This window comes from uncultured Roseobacter sp. (assembly GCF_947501835.1).
Classification (GTDB): Bacteria; Pseudomonadota; Alphaproteobacteria; order Rhodobacterales; family Rhodobacteraceae; genus Roseobacter.
On record NZ_CANMXR010000005.1, the window covers coordinates 130,889 to 145,716 of the forward strand.

The 14,828-nt window shown below is 60.0% G+C and carries 16 protein-coding genes; 8 read left to right on the forward strand and 8 right to left on the reverse strand.

Annotated features, from left to right (window positions below; genetic code table 11):
- Positions 1 to 2 precede the first annotated feature (2 nt).
- From Q1A20_RS11995 to Q1A20_RS12005, 3 genes are all read left to right on the forward strand, one after another.
- The gene (locus tag Q1A20_RS11995; RefSeq protein WP_299407963.1) at positions 3 to 686 is read left to right on the forward strand and encodes a TetR/AcrR family transcriptional regulator; all 684 of its coding nucleotides are present in this window, start codon (positions 3 to 5) and stop codon (positions 684 to 686) included.
- A 116-nt stretch (positions 687 to 802) separates the two neighbouring features.
- Positions 803 to 1,924: an efflux RND transporter periplasmic adaptor subunit gene (locus Q1A20_RS12000; protein WP_299407966.1), complete on the forward strand. Its 1,122-nt coding sequence runs from the start codon at positions 803 to 805 to the stop codon at positions 1,922 to 1,924.
- Between the two features lie 10 nt (positions 1,925 to 1,934).
- Positions 1,935 to 5,099 carry an efflux RND transporter permease subunit gene (locus tag Q1A20_RS12005; protein ID WP_299407969.1) on the forward strand — a complete coding sequence of 1,055 codons (3,165 nt, stop codon included), beginning with the start codon at positions 1,935 to 1,937 and terminating at the stop codon, positions 5,097 to 5,099.
- A gap of 2 nt (positions 5,100 to 5,101) precedes the next feature.
- On the opposite strand, the gene Q1A20_RS12010 is transcribed toward Q1A20_RS12005, so the two are convergent.
- The 5 genes from Q1A20_RS12010 to def (Q1A20_RS12030) form a co-directional block, all read right to left on the reverse strand.
- Positions 5,102 to 5,338, reverse strand: coding sequence for a hypothetical protein (locus tag Q1A20_RS12010; protein ID WP_298974783.1), 237 nt, complete (start codon positions 5,336 to 5,338; stop codon positions 5,102 to 5,104).
- Between the two features lie 9 nt (positions 5,339 to 5,347).
- Positions 5,348 to 6,256 carry a methionyl-tRNA formyltransferase gene (fmt, locus tag Q1A20_RS12015; RefSeq protein ID WP_299407972.1) on the reverse strand — a complete coding sequence of 303 codons (909 nt, stop codon included), beginning with the start codon at positions 6,254 to 6,256 and terminating at the stop codon, positions 5,348 to 5,350.
- An 84-nt stretch (positions 6,257 to 6,340) separates the two neighbouring features.
- A complete protein-coding gene (def, locus tag Q1A20_RS12020; protein WP_299407974.1) occupies positions 6,341 to 6,838 on the reverse strand; it encodes a peptide deformylase in 498 nt (165 codons plus the stop codon).
- Complete coding sequence (def, locus tag Q1A20_RS12025) at positions 6,835 to 7,338, reverse strand: peptide deformylase (protein WP_299407977.1); 504 nt, start codon at positions 7,336 to 7,338, stop codon at positions 6,835 to 6,837. The genes def (Q1A20_RS12020) and def (Q1A20_RS12025) overlap by 4 nt, the downstream gene beginning before the upstream one ends.
- A complete protein-coding gene (gene def / locus Q1A20_RS12030) occupies positions 7,335 to 7,853 on the reverse strand; it encodes a peptide deformylase (protein ID WP_298974779.1) in 519 nt (172 codons plus the stop codon). Before def (Q1A20_RS12030) ends, def (Q1A20_RS12025) begins: the two co-directional genes overlap by 4 nt.
- Before the next feature lie 100 nt (positions 7,854 to 7,953).
- Here def (Q1A20_RS12030) and Q1A20_RS12035 point away from each other — a divergent pair, with 100 nt between their 5' ends.
- Positions 7,954 to 9,150 (forward strand): MalY/PatB family protein, encoded by a 1,197-nt coding sequence (locus Q1A20_RS12035; RefSeq protein ID WP_299407980.1) that lies wholly within the window; start codon positions 7,954 to 7,956, stop codon positions 9,148 to 9,150.
- A 12-nt stretch (positions 9,151 to 9,162) separates the two neighbouring features.
- Here Q1A20_RS12035 and Q1A20_RS12040 read toward each other — a convergent pair whose 3' ends face one another.
- A complete protein-coding gene (locus Q1A20_RS12040; protein WP_298974777.1) occupies positions 9,163 to 9,513 on the reverse strand; it encodes a hypothetical protein in 351 nt (116 codons plus the stop codon).
- 183 nt (positions 9,514 to 9,696) lie between these two features.
- On the opposite strand from Q1A20_RS12040, the gene Q1A20_RS12045 reads away from it, so the two are divergent.
- A complete protein-coding gene (locus tag Q1A20_RS12045) occupies positions 9,697 to 10,671 on the forward strand; it encodes a glutathione S-transferase family protein (RefSeq protein WP_299916996.1) in 975 nt (324 codons plus the stop codon).
- Positions 10,672 to 10,705: 34 nt separating this feature from the next.
- Here Q1A20_RS12045 and Q1A20_RS12050 read toward each other — a convergent pair whose 3' ends face one another.
- A complete protein-coding gene (locus tag Q1A20_RS12050) occupies positions 10,706 to 11,086 on the reverse strand; it encodes a response regulator (RefSeq protein ID WP_299407986.1) in 381 nt (126 codons plus the stop codon).
- Between the two features lie 197 nt (positions 11,087 to 11,283).
- Between Q1A20_RS12050 and Q1A20_RS12055 the strand changes: the two genes are divergently transcribed.
- From Q1A20_RS12055 to Q1A20_RS12065, 3 genes are read left to right on the forward strand one after another with little or no spacing between them, the layout of a single operon-like run.
- Positions 11,284 to 12,237 carry a threonine-phosphate decarboxylase gene (locus Q1A20_RS12055; RefSeq protein ID WP_299917089.1) on the forward strand — a complete coding sequence of 318 codons (954 nt, stop codon included), beginning with the start codon at positions 11,284 to 11,286 and terminating at the stop codon, positions 12,235 to 12,237.
- Positions 12,234 to 13,139: an adenosylcobinamide-phosphate synthase CbiB gene (gene cbiB, locus Q1A20_RS12060; RefSeq protein ID WP_299916997.1), complete on the forward strand. Its 906-nt coding sequence runs from the start codon at positions 12,234 to 12,236 to the stop codon at positions 13,137 to 13,139. The genes Q1A20_RS12055 and cbiB overlap by 4 nt, the downstream gene beginning before the upstream one ends.
- Positions 13,140 to 13,161: 22 nt before the next feature.
- Positions 13,162 to 14,325: a lytic murein transglycosylase gene (locus Q1A20_RS12065; RefSeq protein WP_299916998.1), complete on the forward strand. Its 1,164-nt coding sequence runs from the start codon at positions 13,162 to 13,164 to the stop codon at positions 14,323 to 14,325.
- A gap of 116 nt (positions 14,326 to 14,441) precedes the next feature.
- On the opposite strand, the gene Q1A20_RS12070 is transcribed toward Q1A20_RS12065, so the two are convergent.
- Positions 14,442 to 14,810 carry a hypothetical protein gene (locus Q1A20_RS12070; RefSeq protein WP_299916999.1) on the reverse strand — a complete coding sequence of 123 codons (369 nt, stop codon included), beginning with the start codon at positions 14,808 to 14,810 and terminating at the stop codon, positions 14,442 to 14,444.
- Positions 14,811 to 14,828: the final 18 nt, after the last annotated feature.

Below are 14,828 nucleotides of genomic sequence, written 5' to 3' on the forward strand. Positions count from 1 at the left end.
CCTTGGAGCACTCGCAAAACACATCAAATGGCCACCCATCGCCAGAGGGCGATCGTCTGGTCGGCAACGTCAAGGTCACACGCCAAAACTGGCTGGACGCAGCCCGCGAAGCTCTGATTGCCAATGGCGTTGAAGGGGTGAAAATCCAGGTGCTGGGCGCGCAGCTGGATGTCTCTCGCTCTAGCTTTTACTGGTATTTCAAGTCGCGCCAGGACTTGCTGAATGCCCTGCTCGACCATTGGCAAAAGACAAATACCGCGGCCCTTGTGGCAAAAACCGAAGAGCCTGCCCAGACCATCACCGAAGCCGTGGGCAATGTGTTTCGATGTGTGATCAACCCGCAGCTTTTTAACACGCGGCTGGATTTCGCCATTCGGGACTGGGCGCGCAGATCACCCAAGGTGCGCAAAATTCTGCACGCCTCTGAAAACAAGCGACTTGAAGCGCTGCACGCCATGTTCCTCCGCCACGGTTACGAAGACCTTGAGGCCGTCGCCCGCGCGCGCATTCTCTACTACATGCAAATCGGATATGACGATGCCCAATTGGGTGAGCCCATGGAAGACCGCAGCCGTCTGTTGCCAAGCTACCTGCTGGGCTTTACCGGGCAACAGGCAAGTCAGGATGAAATCGCTGCCCTTGTGCGCTATGCGGACGCGGTGGAGGCGCAGAAACAAGGCGATTAGTCTTCGGGTGAACCCGCAGGGAAAACTGCGCCTGCGCACCTAAGCGTTATTTGCTTCCCGCAGGAATATGCTAGACCGTTCGGTATCACAGCTGACTGACCCCAAAGGCATGCTCCATGAGTCTATTATCCATTTTTCGGCTGGCGCAGCCTCTTGCATGGGCGGCGGCTTTTGCTTTTTCAGCCACATCAGCTCTGGCGCAGGGCGGGCCCGCTGCGGTTGGCGTCGAAACCGTAAACTATCAGAGCATCGCGGAGACTGTGCCACTCTTCGCAGAAGTGGTGACATCCCGCGAAGGCACCGTGGCCAGCCGCATTGCCGGAACGGTTGATAAAGTTCATGTTCTGGAAGGGGTTACCGTGAATGAAGGCGACATCCTCGCCGAGCTGGACACCGAACTTCTGGAAATCCTGTCGCGCCAGGCAGGCGCGCTTTTGGCGGAGGCGCGGGCCGGGATTGCGACGGCCACATCGCGCGTAGACCGGTCAACCAAATCCCTTGCCCGCATCGAAGGGCTACGGGGGACATCCGCCTTTTCAACCAGCCGTTTCGACGAAGCGCAGAGCGATTTCTTTGAAGCACAAGGAGAATTGGCAGAAGCCGAAGCACGGGTTCAAACAGCGCAAGCCAATGTCGCAGAGACCACTTATCAACTGGAACGCGCGCTGATCCGGGCCCCGTTTTCCGGCATCGTGCTTGAGGTGAACACAAATCCGGGCGAATTCATCAGTTCCGGCGCGCCGGTGGTATCGCTGCTCGACACCCAATCCTTTGAGATCGAGGCCAGCGTACCGTCCAAATACGTGCGTGTTCTGGAGCCGGGGCTGCGCGTCATTGGCATAAGCGAGGCGGGTGAAGAGCTGGACCTCACCGTGCGCGTCCTCCTCCCCGTCGAAGATACAGCGACCCGCACGCGGCCAGTGCGCTTTTCTTCGCCTGGTCTTGCGGATTTGCAAACCATTGCCATCGGGCAATCGATCACAGTTTCGATCCCTATCAGTGCGCCGCGCGAAGTGCTGTCCGTGCCCAAAGACGCTTTGGTACAGGCACGGGGCGGATGGACGGTTTTTGTCGCCGAGGACGGGCAGGCCACGCCGCGCACCGTGCAGATTGGCGTGGCACTGGGGGACCGGTTCGAAGTGTTGAGCGGTCTGACAGAAGGGGATGTCGTGGTCACGCGCGGCAACGAACGGCTGCGCCCGGGCCAATTCATCGCGCCCATGAGCGCCAGCAACTAGGGAGACCGCCATGGATTTCATCCGGTTTGCCATCGATAGACCTGTCGCGGTACTCGCGGCGGTCATCATGGCGGTTCTGTTCGGCATCATCGCGGTCACCCGCATCCCAATTCAGCTGGCGCCTGATGTCCGCAAACCCATCGTGGTGATCAGCACGGATTGGCCGGGGGCTGCGCCTTCCGAGGTTGAGCGCGAGATCCTCAACCCGCAGGAAGAGGCGCTGCGCGGCCTTGAGGGGTTGGATATCATGACCTCCCGCGCCCGGTCGGGTGAAGCTGAGGTGACGCTGGAATTCGGGATTGGCACGGATATGGGGCAGTCGCTGCTGCTCGTCTCCAACCGGCTCGACCGCGTGGGCGACTACCCTGACGAGGCGGGCGAACCTTCGCTGGATACCTCCGGCGCCGACGACAGCCCGATTGCCTGGGTGCTGCTGACCGCTCAGGAAGGCAACACACGTTCCATGCCGACCTATGGCGATTTTGTCGAAGACATCATCAAGGACAGGATCGAGCGGGTAGAAGGCGTGTCCGCCGTCAATGTGTTCGGCGGCGTGACGCGCGAGTTGCAGGTTGTCGTGGACCCGCGCCAGCTGGCCCGTTTCGGCATGACCGTTCCCGATGTGGTCCGCACGCTGCGCAATGAAAACATCTCGCTGTCGGCAGGCGATGTGGAGGAAGGCAAACGCCGGTATATCGTGCGGGCTGAAGGTAACCTCAACACTGTCGCGGCCATCGAGGAGGTTGTTTTGCGCTCCGAGCGGAGCACCGGCGGGTCTGGTCGTGTGCGCGTGGGCGATGTGGCTGATGTGGGCTTTGCCTTTGGTGACCCGACCGCACGGCTGCGGTTCCGGGGCGAGCCGGGTCTGGCTTTCAACATCGTGCGGGAACCGGGCGCAAATGTCATTGAAACCATGGAGGCCGTGCAAGAGGTCCTGGCCACGCTGGATAGGGGGCCGGTAACCGATGCCGGCCTCAAGATGCGCCAAGTCTATGACGAAACCATCTATATCAACGGCGCCATTCAGCTCGTCACACAGAACATCTGGATCGGGGGTGGGTTGGCGGCCCTGATCCTGTTGATGTTCCTGCGCAGTCCGCGCGCGACGCTGGTGGTATCGCTGGCCATTCCGGTCAGCATCGTCGCCACATTTGTCGCCATGGCGGCCACCGGGCGGACGCTGAACGTCATCTCGCTGGCGGGGATCGCATTTGCCGTCGGCATGATCGTAGACGCGGCCATTGTGGTTCTGGAAAACATCTACCGGCTGCGGGAACAGGGAAAATCCCGGCGCGAGGCGGCCTATCTCGGCGCGAAACAGGTCTGGGGCGCGATTCTTGTCTCTGCATTGACAACAGTTCTGGTCTTTGTCCCCATCCTGATCATGCAACTGGAGGCCGGGCAGCTTTTCCGTGACATCGCTGTGGCCATTTCCGTCTCTGTTCTGCTGTCGCTGATTGTCGCGGTGACGGTGATCCCGGCGCTCGCCAGTCGCCTGCTGAAGCGCGGCGAACAGGTCACGATGAGGATCTGGGGGCTTGATCATCTAGCCCATGGGTTCCACCGCCTGGTGATGTCCTATGTCCGCCTGACCGTGCGCTACCGGCGCGTCGGGCTGTTGATGGTCGCGGCCATCGCAGGGGGCGCAGGGGTTGCCGCCATCGCCTTTCTGCCGCGCCTGGAATACCTGCCCGAAGGCAACCGCAACCTAGTCTTTGGCCTGATCATCCCACCGCCGGGATACAACCTCGACACCACACAAACCATCGCACAACGCATCGAAGGCGTGGCCCGCCCCCTTTGGGAAGCGGCCCCTGCCCCGGCCATGGAAGATGGCACACCCACCATCGAGAATTTCTTTTTCGTGGCGACCCCCGGGAATAGCTTTGTCGGGGCGGCTGCAGTGGACGGCGCGCGCGCGGGGGAGCTGATCCCCGTTTTGTCGGGCCCTATTTTCGCGGAACCCGGCACCTTTGGTTTCATGACACAGCCTTCGCTTTTCGGGCGGGGTGTGGGCGGCGGGCGCACCATTGAGCTCAATATTTCAGGGCAGGATCTGGATGAAATTCTTGCTGTGGCCGGTCAGGCCGCAGGCACAATCGCAGGCCTCCTGCCCCGCTCGGAGGGTCACCAGTTCCGCCCGATCCCGGGGCTCGAACTGGGCGCGCCGGAGGTACGGCTCGTCCCGGATCGGCTCAGGTTGGCGGACGCAGGTCTCACGGCCTCCGATCTTGCGCTTACGGTCGATGCCTTCAACGACGGGCTGCGCGTGGCGGAAATCACCGTCGGCGCGGAACGGTTGAACCTGATGCTCAAGGGCGATCCGGGGCTGCAGGTGGCGCAACGCACGCAAGACATCGGCAACTACCCTGTGGTCACCCCGGGGGGTCAGATCGTGCCGGTCACGGCGCTCTCTGATGTGGTTGTGACGGCGGGGCCCACCGAGATCAGGCACCGGGATCGGTTGCGGACGGTCACGCTCGAAGTGCGCCCTTCGGATGCCTTGCCACTCGAAGCGGCGGTGGAGCTCTTGGAAACCGAGGTGGTCTCTGTCCTTGAAGCGCAGGGTCTGCCGAATGGCATCCGCGTCAGCGTATCCGGCACCGCAGATCAGCTCAGCCAGACATGGGATGCGATCCAGATCAACCTCGCCGTGGCGCTGGTGATTGTTTTCCTCGTCATGGCGATCCTGTTTGAGAGTTTCGTTTTGCCACTGGTCATTCTGATTTCCGTGCCTGTGGCGGCAGCAGGTGGCGTAGGCGGGCTGGCGCTGCTCAACACCTTTCAAAACCAACCGCTCGATATGCTGACGTTGCTGGGATTCATCATTCTGGTGGGGATCGTGGTGAACAACGCGATCCTGATTGTGCACCAGACCCTTTATCACCTGCGGGACGAAGGTATGGCGCCGATTGATGCCATTGAAGAGGCCACGCGGAACCGCATTCGCCCTATTTTCATGTCCACGCTCACCAGTGTCTTCGGCATGCTGCCACTGGTGGTCTTTCCCGGCGAAGGGTCCGAGCTTTATCGTGGTTTGGGGGCTGTGGTGGTCGGCGGGCTCTCGATGTCGGCCTTCCTGACGCTGCTGACGGTCCCGCCGTTGTTGCGCCTCTGCGTGCGCGCTCCGAAGCCTGACGAGGATGCGGCGCTCTCAGGCACGCCAGCGCAATAGGTTTACTTGCGCCAGTGAAACGGCACGATGACCAGGGCCCCGATGGAGGCGGCGATGGCGTTCATCCCTGGGCTTGAAAAGCCAAACCCAAACATGATCCGGACGAAGTAGAATAAAAACGCCCCGCCAATGCAGATGATGATGCTCTGCAAATACCCATTGTGAGTAAATCCGGTCTTTTCGCAGAGATACCCCACGATCCCCGCAATCACGACGGTGCCAAAGAGCGTCAGAAACATGGGCCTCTCCTATTCCAGCTGCCTACCGGCTTCCAGCGGCCAGCCCCGCAGAAACGCCTCTGCATCCTGTACCCCTTTGCCCGCGCGCTGCAAGCGGATGAGTTCCACGGCTCCTGCGCCGCAGACCACACGCAGGGGGTCGTGCAGCACCTGACCGGGCGCGCCCTGACCCTGCGCGGTGCGGGACTCCAAAAGCTTGATCCGGGTCTCGCCATCAAGCGTCCAGGCGCCGGGAAAAGGTGACAGCCCCCGGATCAGCCTGTCCACATCCTCGGCGGGCTGGTGCCAATCTACACGCGCCTCCGATTTGTCGATTTTCTGAGCATAAGTCACGCCCTCAGTCGGCTGCGGTGTGGCGGAAAGCCAATCCAAATTAGTCAACGTCTCGACAATCAGCCACGCACCCATCTCGCTCAGACGGTCATGCAAACTCGCGGTCGTCTCATGCGGTCCGATGTCGACCTCACGGCGGGTAAGAACGGGCCCGGTGTCCAACCCGGCTTCCATCTGCATGATGCAAACGCCCGTTTTCGCATCACCGGCCATGATCGCGCGATGAATGGGCGCCGCCCCGCGCCAACGCGGGAGCAGGCTCGCATGAATGTTGAGGCACCCGCGCGCCGGTGCATCAAGCACCGCCTGTGGCAGGATCAGCCCATAGGCGACAACGACAGCCACATCTGCCTGCAGTGCCCCAAATTCCGCCTGGGCACTGGCGCTTTTAAGGGACACAGGGGTTCGCACGGGCAGGCCAAGCTCCAATGCTCTGGCATGCACGGGGCTGGGGCGCTCTTTCTTGCCACGGCCCGCCGGGCGCGGTGGCTGGCAGTACACGCATGCAAGCTCATGCCCGGCGTCGACCAAAGCATTCAGCACCGGAACCGAAAAATCCGGAGTGCCCATAAAAATCACGCGCATTTCTTCATCTCCAACATGCGACGGTCCACGACGCACCAAGGCGCCAGGATTTGCGACGGGTCACTCGGTGGGGTGTCCGCTGCTTCAGGTTTTGGCCTTCCGTGCTTTGCGCAAAAGCATGTCGCGCTTCACCTTGCTGAGACGATCAAAATACATCTTGCCCTGCAAGTGATCGATCTGGTGCTGCACACTTGTCGCCTCCAGGCCGACAAAATCGCGGCGAACATAAAGCCCGTTTTCATCCATAAAGCGCACGGCCACGCCGCGGGGCCGCGATACTTTGGCTGAAAATCCGGGCAGGTTCGGGCTTGCCTCTTCATGATCATTCATGATCGCCGAAGCGTCGAGCACCGTCGGATTGGCCATGCGGATGCGCCGGTCGCGGGTGTCGGACGCGTCGACAACCGCCAGCTGCAAGCCGATGCCGATCTGCGGCGCAGCCAGACCAACGCCCGGCATGGCATCCATCGTGTCGATCATGTCCTCCCAAATGGCCCTGATTTCATCGGTTATTTCTGCTACCGCTTCGGCGGGTCGGCGCAAACGCGGGTCCGGCCACGGCAGGCAGCGGCGCACCGTCATTGCACCGCCTCGGCGTATTCCGCTTCCAGCCTGGCGCGCGTATCCGGTGTCAGATGATCGAAAGTGACGATACCATCGAGATGGTCCAACTCATGCTGCACACAGGCGGCGGCAAACCCGGTGAAGGCTCTCACCTGACGTGCGCCCTCCAGATCGGTCCATGCCACGGTCACTTCGGCAGGCCGCTCAATCTCGGCGCTGACGCCCGGGATCGACAGGCACCCTTCAGTTTGCGTCGCGCGCGCTGCACTGCGCGCTTCAATCGCCGGGTTGATGAGGACCAGCGGCGCGGGCGTGCCCTCTTTCCAATCGGTGTCCATCACGAAAATACGCGACATAGCGCCCACTTGTGGCCCGGCCAACCCCCGGCCCGGTGCGGCATACATGGTTTCCAACATATCCGCCGCCAGAACACGGAGATCAGCGTCAATCACCGCCACCGGTGCGCAAACAGTGCTGAGCCGTGGGTCCGGCCAGCGCACAATGTCCCTGACGGTCATGCGCGCGCCAGCTCGCGCTTGAGTTTGACCATTTTCCGCGTGATCATCTGGCGTTTGAGCGGCTTGAGGTAGTCGATAAACAGCTTGCCATCCAGATGGTCGATCTCATGCTGCGTACAGGTCGCCCACAGCCCGTCAAAGACTTCGGTTTGCTCCTTGCCGTTGCGATCGATCCAGCGCACCTCAACCTCGGCAGGCCGTGTAACATCCGCAAACTGTTCAGGGATCGACAGACAGCCTTCCTCATAGACATTTGTTTCATCCGAGGAAGCGATGACCTCGGGGTTGAACATGATCAGTGGCCGCGGCGTTTCGGCCTCACCTTTGACGCAATCCAGCACCACCAGTCGCTGCAGGATGCCCACTTGCGGGGCGGCCAACCCGATGCCCGGCGCGGCGTACATCGTCTCCAGCATATCATCGGCCAGGGCACGCAGCTCATCGCTCAGATCAGCGACGGGCGCGGCGTGTTTCTTCAGCCGCGGGTCCGGATGCAAAAGGATATTTCGTTTCATAAAACTTCATGTAAGACAGGAGCCCGCTGGCTGCAACATTGCCGGGCTTGCAGCCAGCCGAAATCTCGCTAGCTATAGGACAGCCCCAAAGGAGACCCCCATGAGCCTCGACGATAGCCACGACGCCCGTTTTGATACCGTGATCGACCGGCGCGGCACGCAATCGAGCAAATGGGACTATATGGAGAAATACTACGGCGTGTCACCGGAGGGCGGGCTGGCCATGTGGACCGCTGACAGCGATTACCCGACGCCGGCTTGCGTCACCGATGCCTTGCACCGCGCCGCAGATCACGGGATTTTCGGCTATTACCCGGTCAACGACGAATACCTTGCGGCCATCCAGTGGTGGATGAAGACCCGGCACAATTGGCAGATCGAGCCCTCTTGGATTCTGACAGCTCAGGGGCTTGGCAATGCCATTGGACTGTCGCTGGATGTCTGGACCGAGCCGGGCGATCAGGTCGTGATTTTTAGCCCCGTCTACCATGAGTTCCGCAACAAGGTGGAAAAATCGGGCCGGGAAGTGAACGAATGCCCGCTGAGACGGGACGGCGACACCTACATGCTAGATTTGGACGATGCGCAGGCGCGCATGACCGGGCGTGAAAAAATGCTGATCTGGTGTTCACCGCAAAACCCATCCGGCCGGGTCTGGACAGCGGAGGAGTTGCGCGCCGTCGCGGACTTCGCCGCGCACAATGACCTCACGCTGGTATCGGATGAAGTGCATCATGATCTGGTTTACGCGGGCAGCACATTTGTGCCCATGCATATCGCCGCCCCCGACCATGAAGACCGGCTGATCGTGCTGACCTCCGCCTCCAAGACCTTCAATATTGCGGGGCAGCGCACCGGCAACATGATCATCCCGAATGCCTCCTTGCGCCGGGACATGCAAAACCGCCTGAATGCGCTGGATTACAAGCCTGCTGGGCTCAGCCTGCTGATGATCACCGCGGCTTATTCACCGGAAGGGGCTGAGTGGGTCGACGCGCAGGTCGCCTATCTGGAAGGCAATCGCGCGCTGTTTGATGCCGCAATTGATGCGATCCCGGGCGTGCATTCTTTGCCGCTGCGCTCAACTTATCTGGCTTGGGTAGATTTTGCCGGGACTGGCATGAGCTATGAGGAGATCTCCAGACGCGTGCTCAAAGACGCGCGTATCGCGCCCAGTGCAGGCCCGGAATTTGGCGCTGGTGGCGAGACGTTCCTGCGCTTCAACCTGGCAGCACCGCGTGCGACGATCCAGGAAGCCTGCAACAGGCTCACCGCTGCTTTCAGCGACTTGCAGTAGCTTTCTCGGGCCTTACCGCGCGTCTTCGATCAGACCAACCGGCGCGTCATCGGCAATTTCAAAATCCACTGCCGGCGCCTGCGACACCGCCGTGGCCCGTTTGAATTCGTAGCGGCGTTCGCCATTTTCGTCATCGCTGGCAATGATCAGGCACTGCATCAGGTGCAGACTGCCATCATAGAGGTCCACCCGACCACGCAGGCTCGGCGCTTCTGCTTCCATCGCAAAACCGGATTTCCACATGCGCAGTATCGGGTGAATTTTACCCCCGGCGCTCACACGCAGCCGAGAGGCGCGTTTTAATGACGCAACGCGCGCCTTGTCCAAACCTGCTTGAATTTCCTTGGAAAAAATCGCTTCCATATCGTTAATACCCTACATAATCCCCACAGCACATTGATGCGCCAATGCGCTAAAAATCAAGTTAAGTTTTTATGTCATAAAGACTGTCCTGTGCACTCATGCGGAGGTCTATGCGCGGGACTTGCGCTGTCATATTTGATGCTGACTGCGTAGAAAACGGCCAACGCAATAAGGGGAATCGGAATGGGACTTTTGGTCGACGGCATCTGGCACGACACCTGGTATGACACCAAATCCACCGGTGGAAAATTCAAGCGGTCCGAAGCGAAATTTCGCAACTGGATCACCACAGATGGCGCTGCAGGCCCCTCAGGAGAGGCTGGTTACAAGGCCGATTCGGGCCGCTACCACCTCTATGTCAGCTATGCCTGCCCCTGGGCGCATCGCACGTTGATCTTCCGTAAACTCAAAGGATTAGAAGATCACATCGGCGTCTCAGTGGTTCATCCAGACATGCTGATCGATGGTTGGACCTTTGAGACGGACGACCAGGGCGCCACAGGCGACACGCTCTACGAGATGCCGTTTGCCCGCAATATCTACACCAAGGCAGATCCGGTGTTTTCCGGGCGTGTGACGGTGCCCATCCTCTGGGACAAGGAGCGCGAAACCATCGTCTCGAATGAAAGTTCAGAGATCATCCGGATGTTCAACCTGGCCTTCGATGGCATCACGGGGAACACCAATGACTATTGGCCAAACGCGCTGCACGATGCCATTGCCCCGGTGAATGACCGCATTTACGACACCCTAAACAATGGCGTTTACAAATGTGGATTTGCGACGAGCCAATCGGCCTATGATGCGGCTGTAACGCCACTTTTCGAGACGCTGGACTGGCTGGAAACCCGTCTTGCAGACAGCCGTTACCTGATGGGCGACCGGCAAACCGAAGCAGATTGGCGGCTTTTCACAACGCTGGTGCGCTTTGATCCGGTCTATCACCTGCATTTCAAATGCAACCGGAAACGGTTAGTCGATTTTCCCAACCTCTGGGCCTATACGCGCGACCTGTTTCAAACGCCCGGGGTCGCCGAAACGGTGAATTTCGCGCATATCATCCGTCACTACCATTTCAGTCACGAAAGCATAAACCCGCACCGGATCATCCCGATCGGACCCGAACTCGATTTTTTGGCTCCCCACAATCGCGGGTGATGCCTAAAACGGGTGTTTGCAGCGGGTGGCCCGTTCAGGCCGCCCCGGAATGCTCTGAGACACCGCCATAATGCTCGACCATGGCAGCCAAATCCTCGGGGGGCGTGGCACTCTGCACAAACGCACAGGCGTTCGTTGCGTGCCGGAAAATCGAGCCATCCGAGAAAAACGACGTGTTGGTGACAAAGATTACCCGCGCGTCGGGCAACCTATAACTTGCATAGTCTGCAACCGCCAACGCCGATCCATCGCCCAGCATCAGATCCATGATGATCACGTCGGTCTGATGCGTGCTCAGGTGGTTGATGGCATCGACTTGCCCCGACGCACGTGCAACTGTCATGCCCATGCGCTCAAGGTGTCTTTGCCATAGTGTAGCCAGATCGTTTTGGCTCTCAACGATTAGAACCTTCATCTGTCCTCCATTCCAGCTTTTGCTGAAATATGTTTGCACCGCATACCCGTGGTCTGCCTCAAAGGTTAACAAACGATTAAGCACTCAGCGACATCTTTATCAATTGGCAATAGACTTGAACAACCGGCTGATTTCCGCTTTTAGCGGGTTTGAAAGGCGCGGATTTGCGCCACGATCTTGGAAAAGTAGGCATATTGTTGACGGGACTTGGGCGTGATCATGGCGGTGGGTTGGATGCTGCAGTTGCTCGCTTCGGGGGCACGCGAATCGGGTGGATTGACCTCTCGACGGGTATCAATCCTGTAGCATTCCCTGTCTCCAACCTGCCTTTCGATGCCTGGACAGCCCTGCCCGACAAGACCGCACAGGCCAACCTGCTCAAAGCGGCACGTCGCTTCTGGGGCATTCCGGAGCAGGCCGGGTTGATCGCGGCACCGGGCGCATCAGCCGTGATCGCGCAAATCCCGCAGGTGCTGCCGAAAGGGACCGTCTGCATCCCCGAGCCGACATATAACGAGCATGCAGCGGCCTTCAGGACTTACGAATGGGAAGTCACACAGGCTGGACCTGCCGATGTTCAGGTTGTGGTGCATCCGAACAATCCCGATGGTCGCCAATGGACGCAGGATACACTCCCGGTGCGGGATGCAACGCTCACGATCATTGATGAGAGCTTTTGTGACATCGCGCCTTCTCTATCGCTGATTGACAGCGCGGGCAGGCCCGGCACCCTCGTGCTGAAAAGCTTTGGTAAATTCTGGGGGCTGGCCGGGATGCGGTTGGGCTTTCTTGCCGGAGATCCTGAATTGATCGATCGACTGGCCGACACACTGGGGCCCTGGGCGGTATCCGGACCGGCGTTGCACATCGGTACGCAGGCGCTTTCTGATCTGGATTGGGCACGCGCGACACGTGACCGGCTTTCTGAGGATGCCGCACGTCTTGACGCGCTGATGCAGATTGCCGGCGCCAAGGTCGTTGGCGGCACCCCGCTGTTCCGTCTCTATGACGTGGGCGAGGCAATTGAGTGGCAAACGCGATTGGCACAGCATAAAATCTGGAGCCGGACTTTCCCTTACGCCCCCGGTTGGCTGCGCCTCGGCTTGCCACATCCGCTGCACTGGCCGCGGGTCGAAGCAGCATTGGCATGAGCAACGCTCTTTTGATCATGTGCGCGCTGCTACTCGATGCGGCGATGGGAGAACCGAAATGGCTGTGGAACCGCATGCCCCATCCCGCCGTACTGATGGGCAAGCTTGTCAGCGCGCTCGACCACCGCTTTAACACTGGAAACCAGCGCCGGGTCAAAGGCCTCGCTTGCGTTCTCATCCTCCTGATCACCGGTGCCATAATTGGCGCTATGCTCAGCGCCTTCGGGCCAGTGGTCGAAATCCTGGTGGCGGCGGTATTGCTCGCGCAGCGCTCTTTGGTGCAGCATGTCTCAATCGTCGGCGTCGGGCTCAGGATCTCGGTGCGGGAAGGCCGCCGCATGGTGGCCCGGATCGTCGGCCGCGATACCGCGGCCATGGACGACAACCAGATCGCGCGCGCCGCCATTGAAAGCGCCGCTGAAAACCTGTCGGATGGCGTGATTGCCCCTGCGTTCTGGTTCCTGATTGCGGGCCCGCCCGGGCTGGTGATCTACAAGTTGATCAATACCGCAGACAGCATGATCGGTTACCGCACGCCACGACATGAAGAATTCGGGTGGGCCGCCGCGCGCCTGGACGATCTGTTGAACCTGATCCCGGCGCGGCTGACCGCGGTGCTGATTGCCCTGCCCGCAGGATGTCTGGACACTACCGGCATCCGATCAGATGCCGGGTTGCACCGCTCTCCCAATGCCGGCTGGCCGGAGGCCGCCCTGTCGCGTGTGCTTGGCATCGCCCTTTCCGGCCCCCGCGCCTATGAGGGTGAAATGCGTGAATTCCCCTGGGTGAACGCCGAAGGCCGCCGCGCGCTGACACCTGTAGACATCGACGCCAGTATCGTGATGCTGTGGAAAGCATGGGGGGCCTTTCTGGCCCTCTGCGCCCTGATTGTTCTTTTGTAACCCGATATTCCGGAGGTTTCTGATGCGACTACCCCTTATTGCCCTGTGTCTTGCTGCCTTGCCCTTCTCCGCGCAGGCCTGCGGTGGCTCCTTTTCCGATTTCGTCAGCGGGCTGAAATCGGAGGCGATTGCAAAGGGGCATGACGGGGCAAAGGTGAACCAGTTCTTTGCTGGCGTTGCCCAGGACAGCAGGGTGCTCAAGGCGGACCGAGCCCAAGGCGTTTTTCAACGGCCTTTCCTCGATTTCTCAAAACGCCTGATTTCGGCAGATCGGCTCAAGCGCGGGATCAGCAACGCCAAGAAATATGACGCGACCTTTGACCGGGTCGAGCAGACCTACGGCGTTGATCGCGGCGTGCTTCTGGCTTTCTGGGCGTTTGAGACGGATTACGGCGGGTTTCAGGGCGATTTCAACACGGTCAATGCGCTGGTCACCCTGTCTCACGACTGTCGTCGTCCCGAGCTTTTCCGGCCACAAGTCTTTGCCGCCCTTGAGCTTTATGAGCGTGGTGCCCTTGATCCCAGAACCACCACGGGCGCCTGGGCGGGTGAGATCGGTATGGTCCAGATGCTGCCCCGGGATATCCTTGAAAACGGCGTAGATGGTGATGGCGATGGTAAGGTTTCGTTAAAGACTTCGGCGGTGGATGCGTTGATGTCGGGGGGATCCATGCTCAAGAGCCTCGGCTGGCGGGCTGGCGAGCCCTGGATTCAAGAGGTCAGCGTACCGGGTACATTTGACTGGTCGCAAAGCGGGCTCAAGGTTGTCAAACCGACATCGCAGTGGGCTGCCATGGGCGTCGAAGCGCGCAGCGGTGCGCTTGAAAAGAATTTGCCCGCCGCCTTGATCCTGCCGCAGGGGCACAAGGGGCCTGCCTTTCTCGCCTATCCAAATTTCAATGTATATTTTGAATGGAATCAAAGCTTTACCTATGTCATGACCGCCGCATATTTCGCCACTCGGCTACAAGGCGCACCCGTTTACGACGCAGGCAATCCCGACCCCGGGCTTTCCGGTGCGCAAACCAAGGAGCTGCAACGCAAGCTTCAGGCCCGCGGCCATGACGTGGGCAAGGTCGACGGCATTCTGGGCGCACGCACGCGCGCTGCCGTGCAAACCGAGCAGAAACGGCTGGGGCTACCTGCGGATGCCTGGCCCACCCCGACCCTCCTCTCGCGGCTTTGACGCCCTCGCCGTTAACCTTTCTTTACCGCAGAAAACGTAGTTTCTCGGGTGAAACTTACATTCAGGTTTGTTTTCTACCACTCGACCCTGCGCGCTGAGGCAGCGCGGGGTCTTTTTTATTCCAGGACCTCAGGTCGAATTGGAAATCGCTGCCCATCCTCGGTCAGCAGCACGATGCGGGTGCCGCTTTGCACGTAGCGATCACATCGCGCAAAACCATTGCGATACTGGATACAGACCGTCCCGTCGGGTTCGATCGTATAGCGGCCATAGGCAGACTGGCCGCTCGCATAAGTGTAGGAATACGCCCCGCCCGCCGAAAACTTGGACTGCCCGTCGTCATAAAACACAAGCGTCTGACCGGTCGTCAGCTGCGCCACTTCCATGTGAGACAGCAATTTGTCCCCCGCCCGCAGCGCCCAATCCTGCGCGGCGGCGGCAGTTGGTATCAAGAACATTGCAATCAGAGAGATGATCCGGGACATGACGAACAGCATAGCCCG

Bases quoted from the DNA above. Each gene is read 5' to 3' on its own strand.
- def (WP_299407977.1), bottom strand. From the start codon at position 7,338: ATGACCGTCAGGGACATTGTGCGCTGGCCGGACCCACGGCTCAGCACT.
- fmt (WP_299407972.1), bottom strand. From the start codon at position 6,256: ATGCGCGTGATTTTTATGGGCACTCCGGATTTTTCGGTTCCGGTGCTG.
- def (WP_299407974.1), bottom strand. From the start codon at position 6,838: ATGACGGTGCGCCGCTGCCTGCCGTGGCCGGACCCGCGTTTGCGCCGA.
- Q1A20_RS12005 (WP_299407969.1), top strand. From the start codon at position 1,935: ATGGATTTCATCCGGTTTGCCATCGATAGACCTGTCGCGGTACTCGCG.
- Q1A20_RS12050 (WP_299407986.1), bottom strand. From the start codon at position 11,086: ATGAAGGTTCTAATCGTTGAGAGCCAAAACGATCTGGCTACACTATGG.
- Q1A20_RS12065 (WP_299916998.1), top strand. From the start codon at position 13,162: ATGCGACTACCCCTTATTGCCCTGTGTCTTGCTGCCTTGCCCTTCTCC.
- cbiB (WP_299916997.1), top strand. From the start codon at position 12,234: ATGAGCAACGCTCTTTTGATCATGTGCGCGCTGCTACTCGATGCGGCG.
- Q1A20_RS12070 (WP_299916999.1), bottom strand. From the start codon at position 14,810: ATGTCCCGGATCATCTCTCTGATTGCAATGTTCTTGATACCAACTGCC.
- Q1A20_RS12000 (WP_299407966.1), top strand. From the start codon at position 803: ATGAGTCTATTATCCATTTTTCGGCTGGCGCAGCCTCTTGCATGGGCG.
- Q1A20_RS12010 (WP_298974783.1), bottom strand. From the start codon at position 5,338: ATGTTTCTGACGCTCTTTGGCACCGTCGTGATTGCGGGGATCGTGGGG.
- def (WP_298974779.1), bottom strand. From the start codon at position 7,853: ATGAAACGAAATATCCTTTTGCATCCGGACCCGCGGCTGAAGAAACAC.
- Q1A20_RS12035 (WP_299407980.1), top strand. From the start codon at position 7,954: ATGAGCCTCGACGATAGCCACGACGCCCGTTTTGATACCGTGATCGAC.
- Q1A20_RS12045 (WP_299916996.1), top strand. From the start codon at position 9,697: ATGGGACTTTTGGTCGACGGCATCTGGCACGACACCTGGTATGACACC.
- Q1A20_RS12040 (WP_298974777.1), bottom strand. From the start codon at position 9,513: ATGGAAGCGATTTTTTCCAAGGAAATTCAAGCAGGTTTGGACAAGGCG.